General features: G+C 68.8%; 23 protein-coding genes. 8 read left to right on the top strand and 15 right to left on the bottom strand.

The features are described from left to right. Positions 1-24: 24 nt before the first annotated feature. Positions 25-777, top strand: coding sequence for a hypothetical protein (locus tag LZ199_RS36300; RefSeq protein WP_253998368.1), 753 nt, complete (start codon positions 25-27; stop codon positions 775-777). Between the two features lie 61 nt (positions 778-838). Here LZ199_RS36300 and LZ199_RS36295 read toward each other — a convergent pair whose 3' ends face one another. Beyond that, positions 839-2,224, bottom strand: coding sequence for a right-handed parallel beta-helix repeat-containing protein (locus tag LZ199_RS36295; RefSeq protein ID WP_253998367.1), 1,386 nt, complete (start codon positions 2,222-2,224; stop codon positions 839-841). 133 nt (positions 2,225-2,357) lie between these two features. Next, a complete protein-coding gene (locus LZ199_RS36290; protein WP_253998366.1) occupies positions 2,358-3,551 on the bottom strand; it encodes an LLM class flavin-dependent oxidoreductase in 1,194 nt (397 codons plus the stop codon). 284 nt (positions 3,552-3,835) lie between these two features. On the opposite strand from LZ199_RS36290, the gene LZ199_RS36285 reads away from it, so the two are divergent. From LZ199_RS36285 to LZ199_RS36265, 5 genes are all read left to right on the top strand, one after another. Next, a complete protein-coding gene (locus LZ199_RS36285) occupies positions 3,836-6,154 on the top strand; it encodes a Kelch repeat-containing protein (protein WP_253998365.1) in 2,319 nt (772 codons plus the stop codon). A gap of 150 nt (positions 6,155-6,304) precedes the next feature. Next, positions 6,305-6,949 (top strand): HAD family hydrolase, encoded by a 645-nt coding sequence (locus LZ199_RS36280; protein ID WP_253998364.1) that lies wholly within the window; start codon positions 6,305-6,307, stop codon positions 6,947-6,949. A 23-nt stretch (positions 6,950-6,972) separates the two neighbouring features. Beyond that, entirely contained in the window at positions 6,973-8,028 is a 1,056-nt protein-coding gene (locus tag LZ199_RS36275; RefSeq protein WP_253998363.1) for a Rieske 2Fe-2S domain-containing protein, read from the top strand. Positions 8,029-8,035: 7 nt separating this feature from the next. Beyond that, entirely contained in the window at positions 8,036-8,605 is a 570-nt protein-coding gene (locus LZ199_RS36270; RefSeq protein ID WP_253998362.1) for an RNA polymerase sigma factor, read from the top strand. Positions 8,606-8,695: 90 nt separating this feature from the next. Further along, positions 8,696-9,331, top strand: coding sequence for a methyltransferase family protein (locus LZ199_RS36265; protein WP_253998361.1), 636 nt, complete (start codon positions 8,696-8,698; stop codon positions 9,329-9,331). A 64-nt stretch (positions 9,332-9,395) separates the two neighbouring features. Here the strand turns inward: LZ199_RS36265 and LZ199_RS36260 are convergent, their stop codons facing one another. Both LZ199_RS36260 and LZ199_RS36255 read right to left on the bottom strand, forming a co-directional pair. Further along, positions 9,396-9,608 (bottom strand): hypothetical protein, encoded by a 213-nt coding sequence (locus LZ199_RS36260; protein WP_253998360.1) that lies wholly within the window; start codon positions 9,606-9,608, stop codon positions 9,396-9,398. A 142-nt stretch (positions 9,609-9,750) separates the two neighbouring features. Further along, a complete protein-coding gene (locus tag LZ199_RS36255) occupies positions 9,751-11,178 on the bottom strand; it encodes a TolC family protein (protein ID WP_253998359.1) in 1,428 nt (475 codons plus the stop codon). A gap of 318 nt (positions 11,179-11,496) precedes the next feature. On the opposite strand from LZ199_RS36255, the gene LZ199_RS36250 reads away from it, so the two are divergent. Further along, positions 11,497-11,985 carry a MarR family winged helix-turn-helix transcriptional regulator gene (locus LZ199_RS36250; RefSeq protein ID WP_253998358.1) on the top strand — a complete coding sequence of 163 codons (489 nt, stop codon included), beginning with the start codon at positions 11,497-11,499 and terminating at the stop codon, positions 11,983-11,985. 51 nt (positions 11,986-12,036) lie between these two features. Here LZ199_RS36250 and LZ199_RS36245 read toward each other — a convergent pair whose 3' ends face one another. The 4 genes from LZ199_RS36245 to LZ199_RS36230 all read right to left on the bottom strand — a co-directional run bounded on the left by LZ199_RS36245 (position 12,037) and on the right by LZ199_RS36230 (position 15,550). Continuing rightward, positions 12,037-12,840, bottom strand: a complete 804-nt coding sequence (locus LZ199_RS36245) for an energy transducer TonB (RefSeq protein ID WP_253998357.1) — start codon at positions 12,838-12,840, stop codon at positions 12,037-12,039. A 15-nt stretch (positions 12,841-12,855) separates the two neighbouring features. Beyond that, positions 12,856-13,290, bottom strand: a complete 435-nt coding sequence (locus tag LZ199_RS36240; RefSeq protein ID WP_163863881.1) for an ExbD/TolR family protein — start codon at positions 13,288-13,290, stop codon at positions 12,856-12,858. A gap of 3 nt (positions 13,291-13,293) precedes the next feature. Further along, complete coding sequence (locus LZ199_RS36235; RefSeq protein ID WP_253998356.1) at positions 13,294-14,004, bottom strand: MotA/TolQ/ExbB proton channel family protein; 711 nt, start codon at positions 14,002-14,004, stop codon at positions 13,294-13,296. A 226-nt stretch (positions 14,005-14,230) separates the two neighbouring features. After that, entirely contained in the window at positions 14,231-15,550 is a 1,320-nt protein-coding gene (locus tag LZ199_RS36230) for a PQQ-dependent sugar dehydrogenase (RefSeq protein ID WP_253998355.1), read from the bottom strand. Between the two features lie 194 nt (positions 15,551-15,744). Here LZ199_RS36230 and LZ199_RS36225 point away from each other — a divergent pair, with 194 nt between their 5' ends. Then, entirely contained in the window at positions 15,745-16,143 is a 399-nt protein-coding gene (locus tag LZ199_RS36225; RefSeq protein WP_253998354.1) for a hypothetical protein, read from the top strand. A gap of 24 nt (positions 16,144-16,167) precedes the next feature. On the opposite strand, the gene LZ199_RS36220 is transcribed toward LZ199_RS36225, so the two are convergent. From LZ199_RS36220 to LZ199_RS36190, 7 genes are all read right to left on the bottom strand, one after another. Then, entirely contained in the window at positions 16,168-17,172 is a 1,005-nt protein-coding gene (locus tag LZ199_RS36220) for a hypothetical protein (RefSeq protein WP_253998353.1), read from the bottom strand. Between the two features lie 140 nt (positions 17,173-17,312). Further along, positions 17,313-17,603, bottom strand: a complete 291-nt coding sequence (locus LZ199_RS36215) for a hypothetical protein (protein ID WP_253998352.1) — start codon at positions 17,601-17,603, stop codon at positions 17,313-17,315. Between the two features lie 111 nt (positions 17,604-17,714). Beyond that, entirely contained in the window at positions 17,715-17,939 is a 225-nt protein-coding gene (locus LZ199_RS36210) for a hypothetical protein (protein WP_253998351.1), read from the bottom strand. Between the two features lie 157 nt (positions 17,940-18,096). Further along, the gene (locus LZ199_RS36205) at positions 18,097-19,092 is read right to left on the bottom strand and encodes an aldo/keto reductase family protein (protein WP_253998350.1); all 996 of its coding nucleotides are present in this window, start codon (positions 19,090-19,092) and stop codon (positions 18,097-18,099) included. Positions 19,093-19,103: 11 nt separating this feature from the next. Then, complete coding sequence (locus tag LZ199_RS36200) at positions 19,104-19,586, bottom strand: DoxX family protein (protein ID WP_253998349.1); 483 nt, start codon at positions 19,584-19,586, stop codon at positions 19,104-19,106. Positions 19,587-19,637: 51 nt separating this feature from the next. Next, positions 19,638-20,414 (bottom strand): helix-turn-helix domain-containing protein, encoded by a 777-nt coding sequence (locus tag LZ199_RS36195; protein ID WP_253998348.1) that lies wholly within the window; start codon positions 20,412-20,414, stop codon positions 19,638-19,640. Positions 20,415-20,477: 63 nt separating this feature from the next. Next, a complete protein-coding gene (locus tag LZ199_RS36190) occupies positions 20,478-22,445 on the bottom strand; it encodes an alpha-amylase family glycosyl hydrolase (protein WP_253998347.1) in 1,968 nt (655 codons plus the stop codon). Positions 22,446-22,567: the final 122 nt, after the last annotated feature.

The raw sequence follows: 22,567 nt of genomic DNA, 5'->3' as shown, positions 1-22,567 counted from the left end.
CCCACCATGAAAGGACAATCACCCATGAAGACTCGTTGGATGGGATGGGGCCCAGGCGTCGCCGCGCTGGTGCTGCTCGCGGGCTGTGGCGTGGAGGACCCGGAGCCCCAGTGTGTCGTGGCGCGCGCGGTGAGCGACGGCTCCATCGGCTCGTTCGCCACCGTGTACACGCTGTCGCCCGGACAGAATCCGGACCAGCAGTGCGCCCAGCTCAAGTCGGAGTCGCTGGGCCTGCAGAAGTACTACAGCCGGGACGCCAACGCGCCGGACACCGTCGCCGTGCGCAGCGCGCGCCTGGGCAAGCTGCTGGAGGACTTCGATGACAGGCCGGACCTGGACGCCTCGCACACGCCCTACTCGGTGGGCCCGTTCTCCAGCGAGGGCCCCGGCGATGACCACTTCTGCGACGTGCCCACGCTGAGCCCCACGCGGCTCGAAGTCCCCGCCACGGACACGCTGCCCGCGCAGAGCTTCCGCTACGAGTGGTCCAACCTGCGCATCTACAACACGCCTGGCATCCCGGGCACGCAGTTCAAGGCGGACCTGAGCTACACGGAGAACGGGTGCACGGCGACGTACCAGGCCAAGGGCATCTGGCCGGTGGTGAGCTGTGCGACCGCGGGCAAGCCGGATGAGGTGAAGTGCGACCCGTACCCGGACTACACCGTGGGCCGCCTGCGCGGCTCCGGCATCAACCCGCTGTTCCCCGTGAAGTGTGACCCGGTCGCGCTCATCTGCGTGCTCACGGGTGACGTGCCGTCCGACGAGACGCCCTGAGCGTCGGTGGAGCAGGCCCCTTCCGCTTCGTTTCATTGAGCGGAAGGGGGCCCGCCCAGGCTCACTGGAGCGGGGTGGACTGCTGGTCCACGCCGGAGGACTTGCGCCAGTCGGAGAGGTTCGTCTCCTCCTGGGGGTCCACCTTGAACGTCCCGCTGGAGCCGTACCGGTTCCGGTCCATCTTCAGGCCGGGCCGGTGCTGCCGCTGCCCCAGGCGCACCAGCCGGCGCCCCTGGATGCTGTTGCCTCGCACCGTCAGGTTCTCGCTGGGCGCGCCGTTGGAGCCCAGGCCGAGCATCATCCCGTAGCCCTGCGTGCCGGAGATGGAGTTGTCCACCACCTGCACCTCGCGCGAGTTCTCCACGCGGATGCCGGTGCCGTCGCTGCCGCCGCTCTGGGTGATGTCCCGGATGACGTTGCCGCTCACCACCACGCCCACGGGGCTGGGCTGGTCGCCGATGCGCGAGCCTCCCACGGAGATGCCCCGGCCCGCGTCGAAGATGATGTTGTCCTCCACGCGCACGTCCCGCGCGGAGTAGTGGATGACGACGGCCTCTCCGACGGACGTGGGGGACTTGCGGAAGCCGTACATCGTGTTGTCACGGATGATGACGCGATGGCACGTCTTGACGTCCACGCCGTTCTCGTCGTTGCCGTGGAGCAGGTTGTTCTCGATGAGGATGTCGCTCGCCGGAGCGTCTTCCTTCTTGTCGGGCAGCAGGCACTGCACGGAGTCACCGGAGTTGTCGTGGATGTCGTTGCCGCGCACGGTGATTCCCCGCGACGTGGCCTGGATGACGATGCCGTGTGAGTCGCCCTTGGGCTGCTTGCGGAAGTCGTGGATGTGGTTGTTCTCGATGAGGACGTCCCGGGCTCCGCCGTAGGTGGCGATGCCCGCGCCCAGGGTGCCGTGGTGGATGTCGTTGCCGGAGAGGACGGAGCCGGTGGTGTTGCCCTCGAAGAGGACGGCGAAGCGGGGCTGGCCGCGCACGTCGATTTCGAAGCCCTCGATAATCCAGTAGGGCTTGCGCACCTGGACCAGCGTCCCGCCTTTCGGCGTCGGGACGATGCGCGGCCGTCCCTCGCCCACCAGGGTGATGGGGGCCTCCGCGCGCCCCGCCTTCACCGCGTTGTCGATGAGCAGGCCCTCCGCGTACTCGCCGGCCTGGACGCGGATGGCCTCGCCGGGGCTCACGGTCCTCAGCGCGCGGCCGATGGTGCGGAACGGGGCCTGCTTCGTCCCCGCCGCCGTGTCCGAGCCCGAGGTGCTCACGTGCCACTCCCGGGAGAATTGTTTCGGCCGGCGCGTGGCGTGCCGCGCGGTGTCGCCGTTCCCCTGGCTGCCCTCCTTCTTGGCGGGCGAGGGTGTGTTCGCCGCCCATGCGGGGCTGAACGCCCACAGCGCGCAGGCAAGGCCCCATCCCAGTGTCAGCTGGCTGACCCTCATCCCCATCCCCTCCCCGCTGGAAAACCCCGCTCCCCAAGGTGCGCACGATGGCGTGGCAGGGAAGCGGGGAAGGGGCCTTTGCCCGTCACACCAGACGGGCACGGGTGTGTGGGGCCGGCGTTGCCCCGGGGGCTCAGGGAGGGGCGGGCGTCTTGAACTCGGGGATGAGCTCGCCGGTGAGGCGGATGCTCTTGAGGACGGCCTCGTGCGAGAGGGCGCCCACCTGGTGGAAGGACATCAGCGCGTCGATGCCCAGCGACTCGTAGCGCTTGAGGCCCTGGCGCACCTGGTCCTTCGTGCCGACGATGAGCGAGTCCTGCGCGCTCAGGACTTCCCAGACCTGCTCGTGCGGCACGTCCTCGCCGGACATGATGCGGCCGAGGATGCGCTGGGCCTTGGACACGGGTGCGTTCGGGTCCTTGCCTCGCAGGTACTGGCCGGTGAGGCCGCCACCGGCGGGGTCCTTGGCGAGCGCTTCCAGCTCCGCGGCCGTCTGGACGAAGAAGTCCTTGGCCTCGAAGAAGGTGAAGGAGCCATTGGTGTACCAGGCCGCGGCCTGGGCGGCGCCGTTCTCCATGGCCTCGCGCTCCGAGTCCGCGCAGTGCACGAAGGTGAAGAAGGCCACCTGGTCGTTCACGAACTCGCCCACGGGCTCACAGCGAGTCTTCAGCGCCTCGCGGTAGATGTGGATCATCTCGCCCACCTGCTCGGGAGAGGCCCACAGCGTCACGCCGAGCGCGCCCACGCCGTTGCGTCCGGCCTGCTCGAAGGACGCGGGGCTGGAGCACGCCTGCCATAGGGGAGGGTGCGGCTTGCGATAGGGCTTGGGGATGACGCTGATGTCCTTGACGCGGAAGTCCGGCGTGTCCCAGGAGAACTTCTCCTGCGTCCACATCTTCGGGACCATCTCGAAGGCCTGCTGCATCTGCGAGCGGGTGGAGTCCGCCTCGATGTTGAAGACGCGCCACTCGGGGATGGTGCTGCGGGCCATGCCGAGCTGGAAGCGGCCGCCGCTCAGGTGGTCGATGAACGCGGAGCGCTCGGCGATGCGGATGGGGTGGTTGAAGCGCGCGGGCGCGAGCGCGGCCGAGTGGCCCACGTGGATGTTCTTCGTGCCCATCGCGATGGCGGTGAGCATGATTTCGGGCGCGGAGCTGTGGCTGAACTCCACCGCGGTGTGGTGCTCCACCTGCCACCAGACGCCGTAGCCCATCTCATCCGCCAGCCGCGCCTGCTCCAGCGTTTCACGGATGAGCCGATGCTCATGGTCCGGCTGGGTCCAGTGTTCCTTCGGGTGCTGCATCTCCGAGAAGATATCGAGTCGCATGTCGGGTCCTTCCCCCTGTAGACCTCGGGTTGATGCGACTGCAGCACCGGGAGTGAGGCTGTCTCGTCCCATGGGTCAATCCTTGTCATGCGAGGGTCCGGGTTGACATCCGTTGTTTGTGTTGCATGCGGTCGCTGCGGGAATGCTCTACTCCGCCGGCCCGCACCTGCCTCCCTCGGGGTGGTGCGGGCTCACCAACGGCCTGGTCTCCCTCCCCTCATCTCGCGCCCCATCTCGTCGGGGAGCCGGCCGATTCCTGCTCACGCTGGGAAAAGGAAGCTCGAATGCAAATGCAAGGCAAGACGCGCTGGGGCTGGGCCTGTCTCATCATTGGAATGCTGGGGGCCTCCCTGGGCTGTGGCTCGTCGGGAGAGGCGCAGTCGCTGGGCGCGGTGGAGTTCGTGGGGGCGGTGTCTGATGCGCTCGCGGGAGAGGACGTCACGCGCGTCACCGTGACGCTGACGGCCACGGGAGTCCCGGCGTCCACGGTGGCGCTGGTGCAGGACGCGGGGGCGTGGCGGGGGACGTTCCATCAGATTCCCGCGGGGACGGCGCGGACGTTCACCGCGGAGGCGTTCGATTCACAGGGCGCGCTGCGTTATCGCGGCGTGGCGGAGGGTGTCACGATTGTGGCGGGTGCGACGGCGGTGGTGGCCATCACCCTGCAATCCCTCTCCACGGGGACGCCGTTCGACAACACGGTGCCTTGCATCGACTCACTGGTGGCTTCGTCGAGCGTGGTGTTGCCGGGTGGCGACATCGTGTTGCGAGCCACGGCGCACGACAAGGATGCGACTGACACGATTTCCTATGCGTGGAGCGGCACGGGTGGGGTGTTCACCACCACGGGCACGTCGACCACGACGTGGACGGCACCGCAGGTCTCCGGGGAGTTCGCGCTGACGTTGACTGTCACGGACTCGCGCGGCGCGGCGACCAGCCTGCGCATCGATGTCCGCACGATGTCTACGGATGGCGGGCCGAACTCGGGTGGGGCGAATGTGAGCGTGGCGTTCAACATGGCGCCGACGGTGCGGGGAATCACCGTGACGCGCTCGCCGGTGCCGGTGGGACAGAGCACCACTGTCACGGTGGACGCGGTGGACGCGGATGGGGATGCGCTGACGTACCAGTGGTCCACCGTGTGCGCGGGCGCCTGGACGCAGGCGACGTCGTTGTCCGCGTCGTTCACGCCGAGCGCCGTGCCGTCGGGAGACCCGTGTGGCAACTGCGCGCTCAACGTGACGGTGGCGGATGCGAAGGGCGGGCGAGGGCAGGGGACGCTGCGCGTCTGTGTCGGGCCGGGCACGGGCCCGAGTGTTCCTCCGCGCATCGTCCTGGCGAACCAGTCCTCGAACACGGTGGCCGGTGGTGGGACTGTCACCCTGCGCGTGCTGGCCGAGGATGGAGATGGCACGGCGCTCACGTTCGGCTGGGCTTCGAGTGTCGGTACGTTGGGCACGGCGACGAACGGCTTCACGTCGAGCGAGGTCCGCTGGACGGCGCCGGCCTGTGTGGCGCAGGGCAGCGCGCCGACCGTCACGGCGACGGTGACCAACGCGCGGGGCTTCTCCGTGGCGCACACGTTCAGCGTGAGCGTGGTCAACGGGCCGGACTGTGGCAGCGGCACGGTGGCGCGGTGGGATGCCACGGGCAGCATGTTGGCGACACGAATCCGATATGGCGCCGTCCTGCTTCCATCGGGCAAGGTGCTTGTGGTTGGCGGCTACTACAGTTCAACGATTCTGGCTTCTGCCGAACTCTACAACCCGGAGACGGGAGCCTGGACCGCTGCTGGCAGCATGCGGAGGGCCCGCTTCGGCCACACGATGACAGTGTTGCCTTCGGGCAAGGTGTTGGTGGTGGGGGGCTCTGTGTCGACGTCTTCTTTGGGAGTACGAGATGTCGACATTTATGATCCTCAGGCCAACACTTGGACGGCCGCCACATCGACGACCTTTGAGCGCAGCGGTCACACCGCGACCTTGCTGCCTTCAGGAAAGGTGCTTGTCGTTGGCGGGATAAATAGCTCGGAGAGCATGGCCCGTATCCCAGAGGTGTATGACCCGGAGACCAATACGTGGACGCCGGTCGCGAGCATGGTGGCAGCCTATCGGCTGGGTCACAGCACCACCTTGCTGCCTTCGGGCAAGCTGTTGGTGGCAGGAGGCGGTTACGCGGCTGAAATTTACGACGCGACCGCGGACTCGTGGACACCTGCGACAGGTCTCACGGGAGTGTCTTGGCCAGAGGCCTACCTCTTGCCGTCCGGCAAGGTCCTGCTCCAGTCTGGCGTCTCGCTGGTGCTGTATGACTCGCAGCTCAATGTCCAGAGTGTCCTTGGCAGATGGATTCACAGCCGCAATCAGGCGTTTCAACTGATGCTGCCGTCGGGAAAACTGATGGTGACCGGCGGGACGGAGACCATCAGCGCCACAACAGAGTTGTTCGACCCCATGACAGGCATCACCCAGTACTCCGTGAGCATGCCTCACGCTCGAGCCTATGGGCAGCCCATCCTGCTCCAGAATGGAAAGGTGCTCGTTGTCGGAGGCATGAGCACCGAGACCGTCTACAACTCGGCGGTGCTCTACACGCCCTGAACTGGAGCCAGCCGTCACCCTTGGCTCGTGTCACGTGCCGAGGGTGGCGTCCTCCACCCGGGCACCCGTCCGCCTCCCAGGTCGGGTGCCCGCGCGGACTCACGTCGGGAACACGTGCCCCGGGCGCGCGAACCACGTATGCAGGAGCGCATGAGCCGCGCTGACTCCCGTGGAATCCTCTTCGACCTCGACGGCACGCTGGTGGACTCGCTGCCGGACATCATCGACACCTTCCTGCAGGCCTTCCCCCTGCATGGCCTCACCGCCCCCACCTACGCCCAGGTGCGCGCGCTCATCGGCCATCCGCTCGACCTCATGTACGCGGAGTTCGCGCCCCAGCACGTGCCCGCGCTGTGCGCCACGTACCGCGAGCACTACCCCCTCAATTACATGAACCGCTCGCGTCCCTACCCCGGTGTGCTGGAGACCCTGGGCACGCTGCGCGAGCGCGGCTATCTGCTCGCCGTGGCCACCACCAAGAAGAGCCCCATGGCCCGCCGCTTCGTGGACGCCATGGGCCTGGGCCCCGTCCTCCACCATGTGCAGGGCACGGATGACTTTCCGCACAAACCCGCACCCGACGTGCTCCACCGGGCCCTCTCCGTGCTGAAGACAGGCGGCTTGTGGATGGTGGGAGACACCACTCTGGACCTGAGGGCCGGCAAGGCCGCCGGACTTCGCACCTACGGTGTCACCTGGGGCACTCACCCGGTGGAAGAACTGGCAGGTGAATCACCGGACGAACTCCAGCCGGACCTGCGCCGGCTGCTGGAGCACCTTCCTCCCCTGTCCTGAGTCCCTCGCTATACTTGGAAAGTATGGAGCCACTGCCTGATGTCCTCCGTCATTTCCATCCCGTGCTCCCCGCCGCGTCGCTCCGAAAGAAACCCGTCCGAGTCGAGGTGGCCGGTCGCGCCTATGCCCTCTTCCGGGACGCGGAGGGGCGCCCCGCGGCGCTCGCGGACAAGTGTCCCCACCGCTTCGCGCCGCTCTCCAAGGGCCGCGTGCGTCCCGATGGGCGGCTCCAGTGCCCGTACCATGGCTGGCGCTTCGACGCGCAGGGACAGGGCGCCAATCCCAGCCAGCCGGAGCTGCGTCACTGCAATGTGAGCAGCTTCCAGGTGGTGGAGCACCGGGGCTATCTGTGGCTCGCCCACAAAGACACGCCGCTGTCCGCGCTGCCGGAGCTGCCCGCCACCGACGGCTACCTCTTCGGAGGCAGCTTCTCCGTCCTCTTCGAGGCCCCGCTGCACGTCGCGCTCGACAACTTCAGCGAGGACGAGCACACGCCCTACGTCCACACCCGCCTGGGCTGGGATGACCCTCACGCGAGCCAGGTGCAGTTCGAGGCGCACAACCGCGAGGACCACACCGAGGTGCGCTACCTCGCCCCGCAGCGGCCCGCGGCGCTGATGAAGCTGTTGGGCGTGCGCGACGGCGACCTGTTCCGCAACGAGTGGGTGACGCGCTTCGACCCGGTGCACAGCCAGTACACCGTGAGCTGGGAATCCCCCACCGGCAAGCAGCGTCCCTTCATCACCCGCGCCAACATCTTCTTCGTACCGGAGACGGCGAAGACGACGCGCCTGCATGTCTTCTCCTTCCTGCGCTGCGTGCAGCCGCTGCTCATGCCCTTCCTGCCGGTGGCGGCCCGCGTGGCCATGGAGCTCACCCGCTGGGAGGTCGTCGACGACGCGCGCTTCATCCCCACCGTCGCGGCAACGCCCTACAGCCACAAGGGCATGCGCCTGGACCGCTACGACAAGCCGCTCGTGCACCAGCGCCGGCTGATGGAGCGCATCTACTTCCATCAGCAGCGCCCCTCCTCGGACGAGGAGTCGCCCGTGGCGCTCGCCCGCGAGGCGGTAGGCTGAGGGCCGTATGAGCCTGGACGCGCGCGTCGTGGAGACCCTGGTCGCCCAGCGGCGCCGCTTCCTCGCGTTCCTCGCCCCGCGCGTGGGCAGCCCCGAGGAGGCCGAGGAGGTCCTCCAACTCGCCCTGGTGAAGGGGCTGGAGAAGGGCGAGGGCCTTCGCGATGAGGAGAGCGCGGTGGCCTGGTTCTACCGGCTGCTGCGCAACGTGCTGGTGGACCGCCACCGCCGCGCTCGCCGCGAGGAGCGCGTCCTGGCCGCCGAGGACGCAGAGGCCCCCCGCTCCACGGAGGACACCGAGGAACTGGAGTCCTCCGTGTGCGCGTGCGTGGCGGGACTGACGGACACGCTCAAGCCCGAGTACTCGGCCGCCATCCGCCGCGTGGACCTGGAGGGCACCAGCGTGACGACATTCGCCCGCGAGGAAGGCCTCACCGCGAACAACGCCGCCGTCCGCCTGCACCGCGCCCGGCAGGCCCTGGGCCGGCGCCTCATCGAACTGTGCGGCACCTGCTGCACCCACGGCTGCGTGGACTGCGCCTGCGAGCCGGGCCGCCCCCGCGTCACCGGGAGTCCCTGACGAATGCCGGTGTAATGCCGCGCGGAGTCCGAGCGTCAGCCCGGGCGTCAGGGGCGGGCGGGTGCTCGCCCCCCTTCGTCGAGGACGCCCATGGACACCGAATCCCTCCACCGCCTCGCGCTGCCTGTCAGCGCCGTCGCCTTCCTGCTCTTTGCCCTGGTGCTGCCCACCGCGCGGCTGCGCCGCCGCACGGGGAGCGCGGGCTTCGTGCTGCACCGCCGCGCCAATCCCTTCCAGCGCGTCATCGGCGTGTGCATGGGTCTGTTCATCCTCGGGCTGACGGCCTGGAGCGCGCTGTACGCGGCGCTGGGCTCGGGACGGCTCGGCGTGTGGCCCGTGCCCGACGCCGTCCGGTGGCTGGGCTGGGCGATGATGGCCGCGGGGCTCGTCCTCGTGCTGGTGGCCCAGGTGCAGATGGGCGCCTCGTGGCGCATCGGCATCGACCGGGAGCCCACGGCGCTGGTGACGGACGGTCTGTTCTCCGTCGTCCGCAATCCCATCTTCGCGGGCATGTTGTGGGTGGTGGTGGGGATGGCTTGCGTGACGCCGAGCGCGTGGACGTGGATGGCGTGCGCCGACTACGTGCTGCTCGTGTCTCTTCAAGTCAGGCTGGAGGAGGAGCACCTCGCGCGGCTGCACGGCCCGGCGTATCGCGAGTACGCGGCGCGGGTGGGGCGCTTCCTGCCTGGGGTGGGGCGGTTGGAGTCGAGCGAAGTCACGGCCTGACAGGCCGTCTTGCTTCGTGGAGTCTCGTGCTCCACGAAGTCTCGACGGGAACCCCTGGCCGGTGTCAGTGCGCCGGCTGGACGGGTTCCTGCTGCTGCGGGAGTCCGACGCCGGTGCGGGCCTCGAACGCATTGCAGCCGCTGGCGCCAGAGACCTTCAGGTCGTACGCGCTCAGGTCCGCCTGCATGCAGCGTTGTGTCTCGTTGTCACTGGGATTGGCGTTGCCGCTGGCGAAGTAGCGACAACTCTTGCAGTTGCCCCACGAACCTTCCGCCATGATGACCTCCTCGGAAAAAGGGGTGCTGCTGTCTTCCTTCCGAGGGTGGGGTCGGTGGACGTGCCTCACAAGCGGGGCTCGCCACCGCCCCGGGGGGGCGTTCGGTCCGGCGCCTGGGTTTCAGGCGCCGGACGGTGACACCTTACGGCTGCTGCGCGGGCTGCTTCTGCTGCTCGAGCTGCGCGTCCGGCGGCACCTGCATCCCCGCCGGGTTCTGCTCCGTCGCGCCAGGCAGGGGCTGCACGGTGGGCGGCACCGCCGTCTCGTCCTTCAAATCAGAGTCGAGCGGGCGGGCCTCGAACGCACCCACCGAGCGCAGCAGGCGCAGCGCGGCGACCGAGGCCTGGAGGCGCTCGCTCACCAGGCCGATTTCGGCGCTGGTCAGCGCGGTGTTCGCGTCCGCCACTTCCAGGTACGTGGCCACGCCGGCCTTGAAGGAGACGTCGGTGAGGCGCTGGGACTCACGCGCCAGCTCCACCGTCTGCTCCGCCTTGAGGCGGTTGGCCAGGGCGCTCTCCAAATCCAGCTGCGAGCGCTTCACTTCCTCGCGCGCCGTCAGCTCCGCCTTGCGGGCGTTGGCCTGGGCCTCGACGATGCGCGCGGAGGACTCCGTGAGGTTGGCCTCGCGCAGACCGCCATCCCACAGCGTCCAGTTGGCGCCCAGGGTGATGAGCCACACGTCCGCCCGGCCCGCGAAGCCCGCGGCGTTGGCGATGCGCCAGGTGCCGGTGAGGCCCACGGTGGGCAGGTAGCTGAACAACACGCCGCGCTTGTTGATGCGCGCCAGCTCCGTCGTCTCACGGGCCGCGGCCACGTCCGCGCGCTGCTCCAGCGAGCGCTGCACCAGCACGTCCGACTCCGTCTTCACCGGCACCTGCGGCTCCGGCGGCGGGGCCACCTCGAAGTCCGCGCTGTCCAGCGCCAGCAGCGTGGCCAGCACCAGCTTCGCGGACGCCAGCGCGTTGCGGGCGCGGATGAGGTCCTGCTCCGCGCGGGACAAATCCTGCTCGGCGCGCAGCAGCGCCACGCGCGTCACCGTGCCGGCGTCGAAGCGGACCTTGGTGTCCTTCGCGCGAGCGCCGTTGAGCTCCACCAGCCGCTCCTGCACCGTCACGGCCTGGGCCTGCGCGGCGGCGCCGTAGTACGCCTGCGCCACGCCGAAGAGGATTTCGCGGCGCGCCTGCTCCACGTTGAGCGCGGCGACCGTCTCGCTCTTGTAGGCCGCCTGGATGCCCGCCCACAGCTGGGGCGCGATGATGGCCTGGCGCAGCTCCGCCTGGAACTGCCGCTGCACCAGCGGCTGGATGACCACCGGCTCGGGGCCCAGGGGGCCGGGAGGAATGACGGCCGCGTTGGAGTTGCGGATGATGGCCGCGCCCACGGCGATGGTGGGCAGATAGCCGGCCCACGCCTTGCGGGACGCGGTGTCCGCCTGACGCAGGCGCGCCTGCGCCGCCTTCAGGTCCAGGTTCTCCTTACGCGCCTGGATGAGTGCGTCTTCCAGGGTCAACACGGGGGGCGGTGCCGCGGCCAGGGTGGCCGCCAGGGTCAACGCCAGAAGTGAGCTCATAACCGCCTCTGCCTCCTCGTGGGGTCCGCGCCGGCGCGAGCCCCATGGGTCCTAGGTGGACTTGCTACGGGTTGTGTCTTGGGTCCGCGTCCCGGGCTTCTTGCCCGAGCGCGTCATGAACGTCAGGAATTCAGCGCGAAGGGCCGCACCGGCTCTTATGAAGGTCATCCGCCAGCGCATGGCTTCTTCCACGGTCCTGTTTCGAGTCGGCCCCACATAGGCCATGTCGTTCGATTTTGGAAGCTCCGGAATGTAGTAACCCTCAATAGTTGATGAAGTCAATTGTTTAGGTAATGGGGGTGAATTACCATGAGGGACATGAGTGGAAGCAGCGAAAATCTGGAGCGACGGGGCAAGTCACCGCACTCCGGGCCGGAGGCCCGGGGGGACGAGCCGGGGGACCTGCCCAAGCAGGCGTGGACGCTGCTGTTCGAGCTGATGCACGCCCACATGAGGAACTTCCCCGCGCTGGCGGCGGAGTTCGAGCTGTCCCCGGTGCAGGCGCACGTGGTGCGTCAGCTCGGCGAGGGCCCGCTGGCGATGAGCACGCTGGCCAACTACCTGTCGTGTGACGCGTCCAACGTCACCGGCCTGGTGGACCGCATGGAGGCGCGGGGGCTGGTGGAGCGGCGCAGCAGCGAGCAGGACCGGCGCGTGAAGATGCTGGTGCTGACGGAGTCCGGAGTGGCGCTGCGAGAGCGGCTCCTGGCGCGACTGGCGGAGCCGCCGGAGCTCATCGCCTCGCTGTCGGACGATGACCTGCGCGCGCTGCGCGACATCATGCGCCGGGCGCTGCGTCCGCAGTGACACGCGCGCGGGCCCGCCCCTCCGGTGAGAGGGAGGCGGGCCCGGGGTGCGTCAGTCCAGGAGGAACGTGTACGAGTACTTCATCTCCGTGGAGACGGCCTCGCCCTTCTTGATGGCGGGCTTGAAGCGGAAGCGCTTGATGGCGTCGCGCGCTGCTTCATTCAGGCCGTAGCCGGGCCCGGAGAGCACCTTGGCGGCGACGACGCGGCCCTCGTTGTCGATGGTGATGGACAGCGTCACCGTGCCTTCGATGCCGGCGCGACGGGCCTCTTCCGGGTAGGGGACCTTCACCTCGGAGGCCACGGTGGGCTCGGAGTCCACCTGGTAGATGGGCGTGTACTTGGGCGCGGAGTAGCCCTTCACGTCCTTGGGGTCCTTCGCGGTGCCCTCCGCCTTGCCGTAGGCCGTGTTGCCCACGGGCGCGGCGAACGAGCCCGCGCTGGTGGTGGAGGACATCGTCATGCCCACCACGAGCGGCGGCGGCTTGGCCTGCGGCGTGGGCGGCGGCTCGTTGGGAGGAGGCGGCAGCTGCTCCTGCGGAGGCGGCTGGGGCTTGGGCGCTTCCGCCACCTTGATGGGCGGCGGCTTCACCGCCTTGGGCTTGGGCGGAGGCGGCTTGGGCTCCTCCTTCTTCTCCTCGGGAGGAGGCGGCGGAGGCGGCTTCTGGACCTCCACCATCACCAGCTCCACCGGGCGCTGGACGACGGGGCGTGGGCGCTCGGCCATGAGGTGCAGGTACCAGAACCCCACGCCGTGCAGCACCAGCGACACGAAGAGGAAGATGCCCACCACCCTGAGCGAGCGCTCACGGCGGGGGAACAGGGGAGGAGAGGTGTCGACGGCCGCCTGGCTCATGCGCTGGGCCTTGCGTCAGGGTGTGGCGGGCGCGGCCGCGGGGGCCACGTCCTTCTCGATGTTGAGCGCGAACTTGGCGATGCCCTGGCCCTTCACCGTGTCGATGAGCCGCATCACCTGTCCGTACGCGATGCTCTGGTCGGCGCTGATGATGGCGCGGGTGTCCTTGTCCTTGGCGATGGCCTCGGCGACCTTCGCCCGGAGGTCCGTCTCGCTGACGGCGGCGCCGTCGAAGTAGAGCTTGCCCTCCTTGTCGAGCACCACGTTGACGAGCCCCTGCACCGTCTCGCCGCCGTTGGCCGCGCGGGGCAGGTCCACCTCCACCGTCTCGCGGACGATGAAGTTGGCCGTCACCATGAAGATGATGAGCAGCACCAGCACGATGTCCACCAGCGGGGTGACGTTGATGCCGGTGATTTCCTCGTCGTCCTGCTGTGCGCCTCCGGCCATGGGCTAGCGGCCCTCCGCCGTGCGAGCGGCCGCGTCAGGCGTGCGGCCCTCGGCGCGCATGCTGCCCACCAGCGCGTAGCCCAGGGCGTTGGCGCGGCTGGTGAGCGTCTTGAGCTGACGGTTGAAGATGTTGAAGGCGACGACGGCGGGAATCGCGACGGCCAGACCCACGGCGGTGGCGACGAGCGCCTCGGAGATGCCGGCCATCACCGTCTGCTGAATCGCCGCGCCCTTCACGTTGGCGGAGCCCAAGTCGTGGAACGCCTTGATGATGCCGAGCACCGTGCCGAACAGGCCGATGAACGGGGCGTTGTTGCCCAGCGTGCCGAGGAAGGACAGGAAGCGCTCGTACTGGGGACGCTCGCGGGACATGGTGGACGCAATCACCTGCTCCACGGTGTCCGCGCCCTGCGGGGCGGAGGCGAGCGCCTCGCGGATGATGGCGGCCTCCATGCCCGTGCGGCCCTGGACTGCCTTGCGCGCCGCCTCGAAGTCGCCGCGCGCGAGCTGCACCGCGAGGGCCTCCGAGTCAGGGAGGCGGTTGCGGGCGAAGTACACCGTGCGCTCCAGCATGATGGCGATGGAGAGCACGGAGAGGACGACCAGAATCCAGAGGACCCACTCGGCGGAGGTGAGCGTGACGCCGAGCAGCTTGCTGCTGAGCCAGCCGAGCTCGGGTTGCCCTGTCTGGGCCAGGAGGAGGGAAAGCATCATGAAGGGAAGCCTGGGGGGAAGTGGGTGACGGGTGTCAGTAACCCGGTTGCCAACTCGCGCGCCCATCTGTTGTTCCGTCCGACCCTAAAGTCAAATGGATCGGCCGGTTTGTCCGCTTCCCGGGCCGTCTGGCGCCGACTGGAAACACATTTGTCGCCCAGCCGTCCGCTGGGGTTCCGGGTGGCTGCGCGCACGTCCGCGCGGGCCCCCCTCCCGACGCCTGGGCTCAGGGGCGAGGGGTCAGCTTGAGCAGCCGTCCGTTCGGCGCGTCGGTGAGGAGGTAGAGCGCGCCCTCGGGGCCTTGGACGACGTCGCGCACCCGAGCGTTCCCCGCGGGCTTCAAGCGCTCCTCGCCCACCACGCGGTCGTTCTTCACCACGAGTCGGATAAGGGCATGGCTGGACAGGCCGCCGATGAAGAAGTTGCCCTTCCATTCAGGGAAGAGGTTCCCCGAGTAGATGGTCAACCCAGAGGGGGAAATCACGGGGTCCCAGTAGTAGACGGGCTGTTCCATGCCCGGGCCCTGGGAGCTCTTGTGGATGGGCTGGCCGGAGTACTCCTTGCCATATCCGATGGTGGGCCAGCCGTAGTCCTTGCCCGACCTGACGAGGTTCAGCTCGTCGCCGCCGAGCGGTCCCATCTCGACCTCCCAGAGCCGGCCCTGGGCATCGAGCGCGGCGGCGAGGACGTTGCGGTGGCCCAGCGAATAGATTTCCGGCCGCGCGCCGGAGGTGTTCACGAAGGGGTTGTTGGCGGGCACGGTGCCGTTGGTGTTGATGCGGACAGTCTTGCCGAGGTGGCTGTTGAGCTGTCGGGCCTGGACGCGGCCGGTGAGGATGGAGCGCTCGCCCAGGGTGACGAAGAGGGTGCCGTCGCGGGCGAACACGAGGCGGCCTCCCGCGTGCAGCACGGAGTTCAAGGTGGGCTTCATGCGGAAGATGACGGTGAGCGCCTCGATGCGCGGCTGCGAGCCGTCCTTGAGCTTGGCGCGTGCCACCGCGAGCCCGTTGCCGCCCTCGCGCGGTTCGTAATAGGTCCAGTAGATGAGGCGGCTCGTGGCGAAGTCGGGGGCGACCTCCACGTCGAGCAGGCCGCCCTGGTCGCGGCCGTCCACGGGAGGCAGCCCCGCGACGGGCGCGGACTTCACGCCCTGGGGCGTGACGATGAAGAGCTTCCCGGTGGGCTTCTCCGTCACCAGCATGCGCCGGTCCGGCAGGAAGGCGACGGCCCAGGGGTAGTTGAAGTTGGTGGCGACCACGGTGACCTGATAGCGCGTCTGAGAATGCACGGCGGGCGCACGCGTCTGGCCGGGGAAGGCCGGGTCGAACTCCGTCACGTTGGGCGGCGCCGTCTCCAGCGGCTCTCCGTTGGGATTGGGTCCTGGTTCGCGGGGCACGGATTGCTGCCCCTTGGCGGCAGGGTCTCCAGTGAGGTCTTCAGTGAGGTCTCCGGTGGGGTCTTCGCTGGGGACGGCGTCCTGGGCTCGAGCTGTTCCGGCGATGGACAGGACGGCGGTGCAAGCCAGGGTCATCCATAAGACACGCATGTGCATGGGCTTCCTCATGGGCGGGTGAGCGGGGAGAAGCCGACAGCTATCGACCCTGGAGCTCGTTCCGCCCATTGGACTCGCGGAACGGTGTGCGCGGTCCAACACGGCATGCGTGGAGGAGTCAGCAGTGGAGGGGCTGGAGGAATCCGCGCGTCTGGGGGAAGGTTCGTCTCCCGACATCAGGAGAGCGCATGACGAAGCCGCCCGAGGATTCGCTTCCCCCGCCGCCGAGGCCGCCCGGCATGCCACCGCGTGGCGGGCCCGCGAGGGACCCTCGGATTCCGGAGGGCAGCGCGGACTACTCCGCCGCGCTGGCCGATGCCACCGCGTACAAGCGCGGCGACATCTCCTTCGACGAACTGCGACGTCGGGTGCTCGCGCGGGAGCTGCCTCCGCATCGGCTCGGTGATGGCTACCTCATGATGTCGCCGCCGCCTCCGCCGCCGGGCGTGCACTATGACCCGCTCGTGATGCCCTCTGACTGGGTGGGCACCTGGGGCGAAATCGCGATGACGCTCTTCGCGGGAGAGCTCACGCAGTCGGAGTACCAGCGGCTGCACGCCGCCGCGCATCCGCGGTGCCCGCGTTGAGATGAGGGATGCGGGCGGGGAGCGTCACTCCGGATAGGAGGTCTTCGCCCGCTCCTTGCGTTCCTTCTCCACGCGGTCCCGTTCGCGGGCCTGTTCGTCCAGGTGGCGGTCCATCTTGTTCGCGTTGTCGCGCTGTTCGCGGAGCTTCTCGGGATACTGCGCGGCGATGAGCGGAGCGAAGTGCTCCAGTGCCTCCTTGAGGTCGGGGAAGGGCACGTCGTTCTTCTCGACCATGATTTCCCAGGGCTCCGAGCTGGAGCTCCGGAGCATCTCGAAGCCGACGCCCCGGGCCGCCCAGGTCCCAGGGACGGGGATGGTGACGGAGATGTATTCGCCCAGCGTGCAGGTCCGGATGAAGACCGTGGTCGGGTACTTGCGCTGGCCCCGCCGGTCCCGCTCTTGATAGGTGAGCGAGCAGGCCTCGAGCGGCCTCAGCTGCTCCTGAATGCGGGCCAGCTCGGGGAGCCCGCCTACGTCCGAGGTCGTCAAGAAGCCACCCTTCTTGAGCCCCGTGCTCACCATGCCCAGGCCGAGTCCGACGGCAATCGTGCCCGTGATGACGAGGTACACCTTCATGTTGGAGTGCTTGTTGATGGGCTGGCCGTTGCCGGCACTGGACACGGTCGCTCCTGGCGCGTGGGCGAGTTCCCCGGGGGGCTGTGGTGTGGAGGCGCCCCTGGGCATGGCCCCGCCGGTGTAGCCAATCATGAAGGCCGCGAACAGCGAGACTCCTCGCAGCAGCCCCAGCGAGGGCTGGATGGGCAGCGCTCCAAGCGACTGGAGCCACGCGAGCGTCTTCGGAGCCGCCATGCCGCTGCATGCCATCATCACTCCCGCCCAGGCGATGATGAGAAGGATGTTCACCACCGTGGTGGCGCCGGAGTTCGCCGTCCTGCCGAGGAGCTTCGAGCGTGCCACCAGCTTGGGGTGCACGTTCTTCCGGAGCCACGTCCCGACGAACACGCCCAGCAGCAGGGGAATCCACAGCACCGCCATCGAGAAGGCCATCGCGGATTCTTGCCGATTCATGGACTGACCTTGCTTCAAGCCCGGGTGAATCCCAAGAGGCGAGTTTGTATCTCGGAAACATCAGGAACTTGAGAACGTGAGAGTCGGAGTCCCATGCGACGGGCACCGCGAGCTGACGCGGCGCCTGGATGGCGCGACGGCTATTTGCAGATCTCCTTGGTCAGCTTGTCGCGCTGGGTCTGCTCCGCCGTCGCCCGCTTGACGGCGTCCTCCATGGCGTCATCCGCCTTCTCCAGCGAGTCCAGGGCCCGGCTGTGCGCGCGCCCCTTCTTCGCGGTGAGCACCACGTCGCGCATGTCCTTGCGCGCCTTCTTCAAGGTGGTGAGCTGTTCCTCCCGCTCCGCGAGCTCCTTCTTCGCGGACTTGCATTCGGGAGTCTGGGCGGACGCACTCGACGCGAACAGCACTGCGGTGATTACGAGCCAACGCACACGCCACCTCCAGAGGAAGAACCTGGAGGGAGTATAGGGCGGCGCGAGAGGTCGATGAACCGAAGAGCGCGGGCCTTTGCGTCCGCGCCCTCCGTCGGGTGGATTCTTCGCTCAGCACTCGAAGCGGCAGACTCCGAAGCAGCCGTCCCAGGTATTTTCGCAGGCGACTTCGCAGGCCGGAGTGGTGCAGCCCGACAGGCACGCTTCATATCTGGCGTCACAGAATGAGCAGCACGGCGCCAGCAGGTCCTCCGCGGCACTCGCCGTCGTGGACACCAGGGATGCGCCGACGCCAATGACAGCGCCCAGCAAGCCCATCAGCAAGGTCTTCTTCATGTTTCCCCCTCCGCGCGCGACTGTGATTGCGTCCGGCGCGCCCACGCTGGCGCGCCTTGGGAGGGATTAGTCCATGTCTCGGCTTGGCGCCTTCAACCCTGTCCCCTCTCAAGTGTCGGAGAAGGGACAGAGGCGTCTGTCTCGCGACAGCCGTGCTTCAAATCTTCCGGTCGGGCGCGTCGGTGAGGGCGGGGTTGCGCTCGACGACGGGGCCGAGCACCTCGTCGATGCGGCGCATCAACTCCGCCTCCAGCTTCACGCCGGCGGCCTTCGCGGTGTCGTGGACCTGCTCGGGGCGGGAGGCGCCGATGATGGCGGAGGAGACGCCCTTGTTCTGGAGCACCCAGGCGACGGCGAGCTGCGCCATGGTGAGTCCCGCCTCCTGCGCCAGCGGACGCAGTTGCTGCACGCGCGTGAGCACGTCGTCCTTCATGAACCGGGCGATGAAGCGCGAGCCGGTAGGGTCCGTGGCGCGACTTCCCGCCGGAGGCGGCTGTCCGGGGAGGTACTTGCCGGTGAGCACGCCCATCGCCATGGGGGACCAGACAATCTGCCCCAGGCCCTCCTCGAGCGACGCGGGGATGACCTTCTCCTCGATGACGCGCCAGAGCATGGAGTACTGGGGCTGGCTGGAGACGAAGGGGATTCGCAGCTCGCGGGCGAGCGCGGCGCCCTGGCGAATCTGGTCGGCGGTCCACTCGGAGACGCCGATGTAGTGGGCCTTGCCCTGACGGACGATGTCCGCGAAGGCGACCATCGTCTCCTCCAGCGGCGTCGCCGTGTCGAAGCGGTGCGCCTGGTACAGGTCCACGTAGTCCGTCTGGAGGCGGCTCAGCGAGCCGTGGATGGACTCCATGATGTGCTTGCGTGACAGGCCCCAGTCGTTCTTCCCGGGGCCGGTGGGCCAGAACACCTTGGTGAACAGCTCATAGCCGGCGCGGCGCTGGCCCTTGAGGGCGCGGCCGAGCACTGACTCCGCGCGGGTGCCGGCGTAGACGTCCGCCGTGTCGAAGGTGGTGATGCCAACGTCCTGCGCGGCCTTCACGCAGGCCACCGCGGCGTCCTCTTCCACCTGGGAGCCGTGCGTGAGCCAGTTGCCGAAGGAAATCTCACTGACGGCCAGACCGCTGCGACCAAGATGACGGAAGTGCATGGGGCGGCAGCCTAACCAGTGATGGCGCGGCTCGCACGGCTTCCGAGCGGCCACAGTCCACCGGCCCATGTCACCCACGCGACGTAGACGAGCTGGAAGGGGATGCGCAGCCAGAAGTACCCGTCCGGAAACGGCAGGACGTGGGTGCCCTGATTCGCCGCAGCCTCGTGGATGTTGGCGGGGAGGATGGCGAGCAATAGCGCGACGAGCCCCAGGGCCGCGAGCTTGCGCGTCCGGGGCATCAGCAGGCCCACGCCGCCCAGGGCTTCGAGCACGCCGGACAGCAGCGTCCAGAAGCGCGGCGAGGGGAGCTGCGGCGGAATCATCGCGTCGTACCGTGCGGGCATCGCGAAGTGCATGACGCCGGCGCCGATGAAGAAGAGTCCGGCGGCCACGGCGGCGCGACGAGCGGCCGTGGAGAGCGCGGGGAGGCGACGCAGCGGAGGCAGGTGGAGCAACAGGAAGGCGGTGATGAGCACCAGGGCGAAGGACATGGCGAGGCACCTCGGGCATCCGGACCGGGGATGGTCCCGGTGGGTCGATGCTCAAGATGCGCCGGTGGGGCGGGCCTTCGCTTGAACGAACTGGCTGCGACGTTGAAGGAGTGAGGGCGTGGTGCCGAACATGCGGCGGAAGGTGCGCGTCAGGTGGGCCGCGTCGGAGAAGCCCGCGGCGTGCGCGGCCTCGCCCGCGGTGCGGCCCGAGGCGATGGCGCCCGCTGCTCGCTGGAGTCGCAGCCAGAGGAGATAGGGGCGCAGGGGAACGCCGGTGGACTCGGTGAAGGCATGCATCAATCGCCCCGAGGACAGGCCGGCCACCTGGGAGAGCGTCTCCAGGGACGTGTCCTCCGGAGCGGGCTCCGCGCGCAGGTGTCGCAGGAGCTTGCGCACGCGCGGATGCATGCGCGGTGGAGGCACCTCCGTGGGACCGGCCAGGGCCTCCAGTGTGGCCTCCATCCAGGGGCCGATGGCCTCGTGCGCGATGGGGCCCTCGCGCGGCAGCCGGGCGAGCAGGGCGTCCCGTGCCGCTTCGTCGAAGAGGCGCGCGGGGGACTCGAGCGAGGCGCGCAGCCGCTCACCGTCCTGGCTCTCTGGTTCGATGAAGAGAAGGACGACCTCTCCCCCCTTCGCGTCGATGGCGTGGGGCACATCCGGGCCCACGAGCACGCCCGCCGCGCGGGTGTCCGCCTTCTCCGTGCCCGCGCGGAAGGCGAGGGTGCCCTCGCGACAGAGCAACAGGTGCATCGCGTGGTGCGCGTGCTTCGACGACGCGTCGCCCGGCCCCCACATGGCGAGCGCGGCCGGCCACACCACCAGGGGCATGTCCGGCCACGGTGCACGGGGAGCGAGGTCGGCGGGGCGCGCGAGCAGCATTCGCGGGTGAAGCTACCAGCGATTCCTCGACAGGATGACCGCGCTGTAGGCCCCGAGCGAGAGCGCCCCGCGCGCGGGCAGTCCATCCCGTCCGCCCCATTCTCCCCAGACGTCGTGCACGGCGGTGTCCCCGAAGTCCGGCGAGTAGCCTCGCCAGTCCCCGTTGAAGCGCACCCGCCACAGCCCGTCCGAGGGCAGGCCCAGCTCGTACCCCGAGAAGGCGCGGTGCCCCAGGTTCACGACCACGACGACGTCGTCTCCCGGGCCGCCGTGCTCCCAGCGATGGAACGCCATCACCTTGTCCACGTGGTTCAGGTGGAAGACATTGACGTGCTCGCCGCGCAGGCCCGCGGTGGTGTCGTGCCAGTCGCGGCGCAGGCGGATGAGGTCCCGGTGCGCCTGGAGGATGCCGCCGAACCAGCCCGCCTTGTTCCAGTCGAGCGGGTCTCCGTCATCGAAGTGGCCGTCCTCCAGGAACTCCTGCCCCATGAAGAGCATGGGGATGCCCGGCGCCGTCAGCGTCAGCACCGCGCCCAGCAGCGCCTTCTTCTTCGCGAGCAGGTCGCCCGGGTTGTGGGGCGACACCTCGGTGGGCAGCCGGCTGCGGCCGTTGGCCACCTCGTCGTGGCTCTCCGTGAAGATGACCCTTTGCGTGGCCGCGCCGTTGTAGCGGAAGCAGAGCGCGTCACGGACGGCGTTCAAGTCGCGCCCCTCGTCGAAGGGCGCGATGAGCGCGGCGCGCACCGGGTGCACGAAGGACGCGTCCCACTGCGCGTCGAAGCCCGCGCCCTGGGGATGCGTGACGGCGGAGTCGGCGGCCATGTCCTCCGCGATGAGCAGCTTCCAGGGGAACTCGCGCTTCACCGCCTCGGTGATGGAGCGCAGCAGCTCCCAGCCCGCCGGGTTGTCCACGCCGCTGGCGGTGCGAATCTCCTTCGTCGCATCCAGCCGCAGGCCATCCATGTGGTAGTCGCGCAGCCACATCAGTGCGTTGTCGCGCAGGTAGTCGCGCACCTCGGAGCGGCCGTAGTCCGGACGCGTGTCGCCCCACGGCGTGCTCGCGCGCCAGTCCGCGTAGAAGTACACGCCGCCCCGGCCGAACGTCTCCCCGTCGAAGTCCCAGTGCGGCAAGTCACTGGGCCCCAGGTGGTTGTAGACGACGTCCATGATGACGCCGATGCCGCGCCGGTGCGCCTCGTCCACGAAGCGCTTCAAGTCGTTGGGCGAGCCGTAGGAGCTCTCCGGCGCGAAGGGGAAGGTGGAGTTGTAGCCCCAGGAGAAGTCCCCCGCGAACTCGGCCGAGGGCATCAGCTCCACCACGTTGACGCCCAGCTCCCGCAGGTAGTCGAGCTTGTCGATGGCGCTCAGCAAGTGACCGGGGCCCCAGCCGGGCGCGTCGTTGAACGTGCCGATGTGCAGCTCGTAGATGACGGCCTCGCGGAAGTCCGGCATCCGGAACATGCCGTCGTAGCGCCACTGGAAGTCGCGGTGGTCCAGGATGACGCTGTTGCCCGTGGAGTTCGTCACGTCGGCCGCGCGCGGGTCATTGCGCCAGCGCCAGTCGCCGTAGCGACCCTGGATGATGAACTGGTACTGCTGGCCGTTGCCCGCGCCTGGGATGTCGCGGGAGAAGTTGCCGGAGGGCTCGCGCGCCAGCTCCACCGCGTGCCAGTGGCTGAAGTCGCCCACCACCTGCACGCGCTGCGCATGGGGCGCCCAGACGCGGAACGTCGCGCCGCCGTCGAAGGGGATGGCGCCCATGCCCGGCCGCCACGAGGGCTCCGGCTGGGGCTCCAGCGGGACGAAGGCCGTGAGGAAGCCGGGTGCCTGGAGCTGGTCCGCGGGACCGAACAGCTCCGGCGCGGAGCGAGAGCGCGCGGTGCGCTGCAGCACCTGGTTGCCGCGCTGCCTGCACGCGGACTCGCTGAAGTCCTTGCGTGCCCCGCGTGACTCGTCTGGTTTCGTTTCCCGGTTCGACATGCTTCCCCCGCTCCGCGGACGCCGCGATGCGCCGCATTCCGACAGCGGGAGCGCCCCAGGGTAAATCCTCCCCAGGGGGCCTACGCTCGTTCAATTCAAGGCACTGAGTGGGGTCGTTCGCA

Origin of the sequence: Myxococcus qinghaiensis (assembly GCF_024198215.1) — a bacterium.
Lineage (GTDB): Bacteria > Myxococcota > Myxococcia > Myxococcales > Myxococcaceae > Myxococcus > Myxococcus qinghaiensis.
Note: the sequence above shows the minus strand (reverse complement) of the source record. Positions and strands in the feature narration are given on the sequence as shown.

Bases quoted from the DNA above. Each gene is read 5' to 3' on its own strand.
- LZ199_RS36300 (WP_253998368.1), top strand. From the start codon at position 25: ATGAAGACTCGTTGGATGGGATGGGGCCCAGGCGTCGCCGCGCTGGTG.
- LZ199_RS36295 (WP_253998367.1), bottom strand. From the start codon at position 2,224: ATGAGGGTCAGCCAGCTGACACTGGGATGGGGCCTTGCCTGCGCGCTG.
- LZ199_RS36290 (WP_253998366.1), bottom strand. From the start codon at position 3,551: ATGCGACTCGATATCTTCTCGGAGATGCAGCACCCGAAGGAACACTGG.
- LZ199_RS36285 (WP_253998365.1), top strand. From the start codon at position 3,836: ATGCAAATGCAAGGCAAGACGCGCTGGGGCTGGGCCTGTCTCATCATT.
- LZ199_RS36280 (WP_253998364.1), top strand. From the start codon at position 6,305: ATGAGCCGCGCTGACTCCCGTGGAATCCTCTTCGACCTCGACGGCACG.
- LZ199_RS36275 (WP_253998363.1), top strand. From the start codon at position 6,973: ATGGAGCCACTGCCTGATGTCCTCCGTCATTTCCATCCCGTGCTCCCC.
- LZ199_RS36270 (WP_253998362.1), top strand. From the start codon at position 8,036: ATGAGCCTGGACGCGCGCGTCGTGGAGACCCTGGTCGCCCAGCGGCGC.
- LZ199_RS36265 (WP_253998361.1), top strand. From the start codon at position 8,696: ATGGACACCGAATCCCTCCACCGCCTCGCGCTGCCTGTCAGCGCCGTC.
- LZ199_RS36260 (WP_253998360.1), bottom strand. From the start codon at position 9,608: ATGGCGGAAGGTTCGTGGGGCAACTGCAAGAGTTGTCGCTACTTCGCC.
- LZ199_RS36255 (WP_253998359.1), bottom strand. From the start codon at position 11,178: ATGAGCTCACTTCTGGCGTTGACCCTGGCGGCCACCCTGGCCGCGGCA.
- LZ199_RS36250 (WP_253998358.1), top strand. From the start codon at position 11,497: ATGAGTGGAAGCAGCGAAAATCTGGAGCGACGGGGCAAGTCACCGCAC.
- LZ199_RS36245 (WP_253998357.1), bottom strand. From the start codon at position 12,840: ATGAGCCAGGCGGCCGTCGACACCTCTCCTCCCCTGTTCCCCCGCCGT.
- LZ199_RS36240 (WP_163863881.1), bottom strand. From the start codon at position 13,290: ATGGCCGGAGGCGCACAGCAGGACGACGAGGAAATCACCGGCATCAAC.
- LZ199_RS36235 (WP_253998356.1), bottom strand. From the start codon at position 14,004: ATGATGCTTTCCCTCCTCCTGGCCCAGACAGGGCAACCCGAGCTCGGC.
- LZ199_RS36230 (WP_253998355.1), bottom strand. From the start codon at position 15,550: ATGCGTGTCTTATGGATGACCCTGGCTTGCACCGCCGTCCTGTCCATC.
- LZ199_RS36225 (WP_253998354.1), top strand. From the start codon at position 15,745: ATGACGAAGCCGCCCGAGGATTCGCTTCCCCCGCCGCCGAGGCCGCCC.
- LZ199_RS36220 (WP_253998353.1), bottom strand. From the start codon at position 17,172: ATGAATCGGCAAGAATCCGCGATGGCCTTCTCGATGGCGGTGCTGTGG.
- LZ199_RS36210 (WP_253998351.1), bottom strand. From the start codon at position 17,939: ATGAAGAAGACCTTGCTGATGGGCTTGCTGGGCGCTGTCATTGGCGTC.
- LZ199_RS36205 (WP_253998350.1), bottom strand. From the start codon at position 19,092: ATGCACTTCCGTCATCTTGGTCGCAGCGGTCTGGCCGTCAGTGAGATT.
- LZ199_RS36200 (WP_253998349.1), bottom strand. From the start codon at position 19,586: ATGTCCTTCGCCCTGGTGCTCATCACCGCCTTCCTGTTGCTCCACCTG.
- LZ199_RS36195 (WP_253998348.1), bottom strand. From the start codon at position 20,414: ATGCCCCTGGTGGTGTGGCCGGCCGCGCTCGCCATGTGGGGGCCGGGC.
- LZ199_RS36190 (WP_253998347.1), bottom strand. From the start codon at position 22,445: ATGTCGAACCGGGAAACGAAACCAGACGAGTCACGCGGGGCACGCAAG.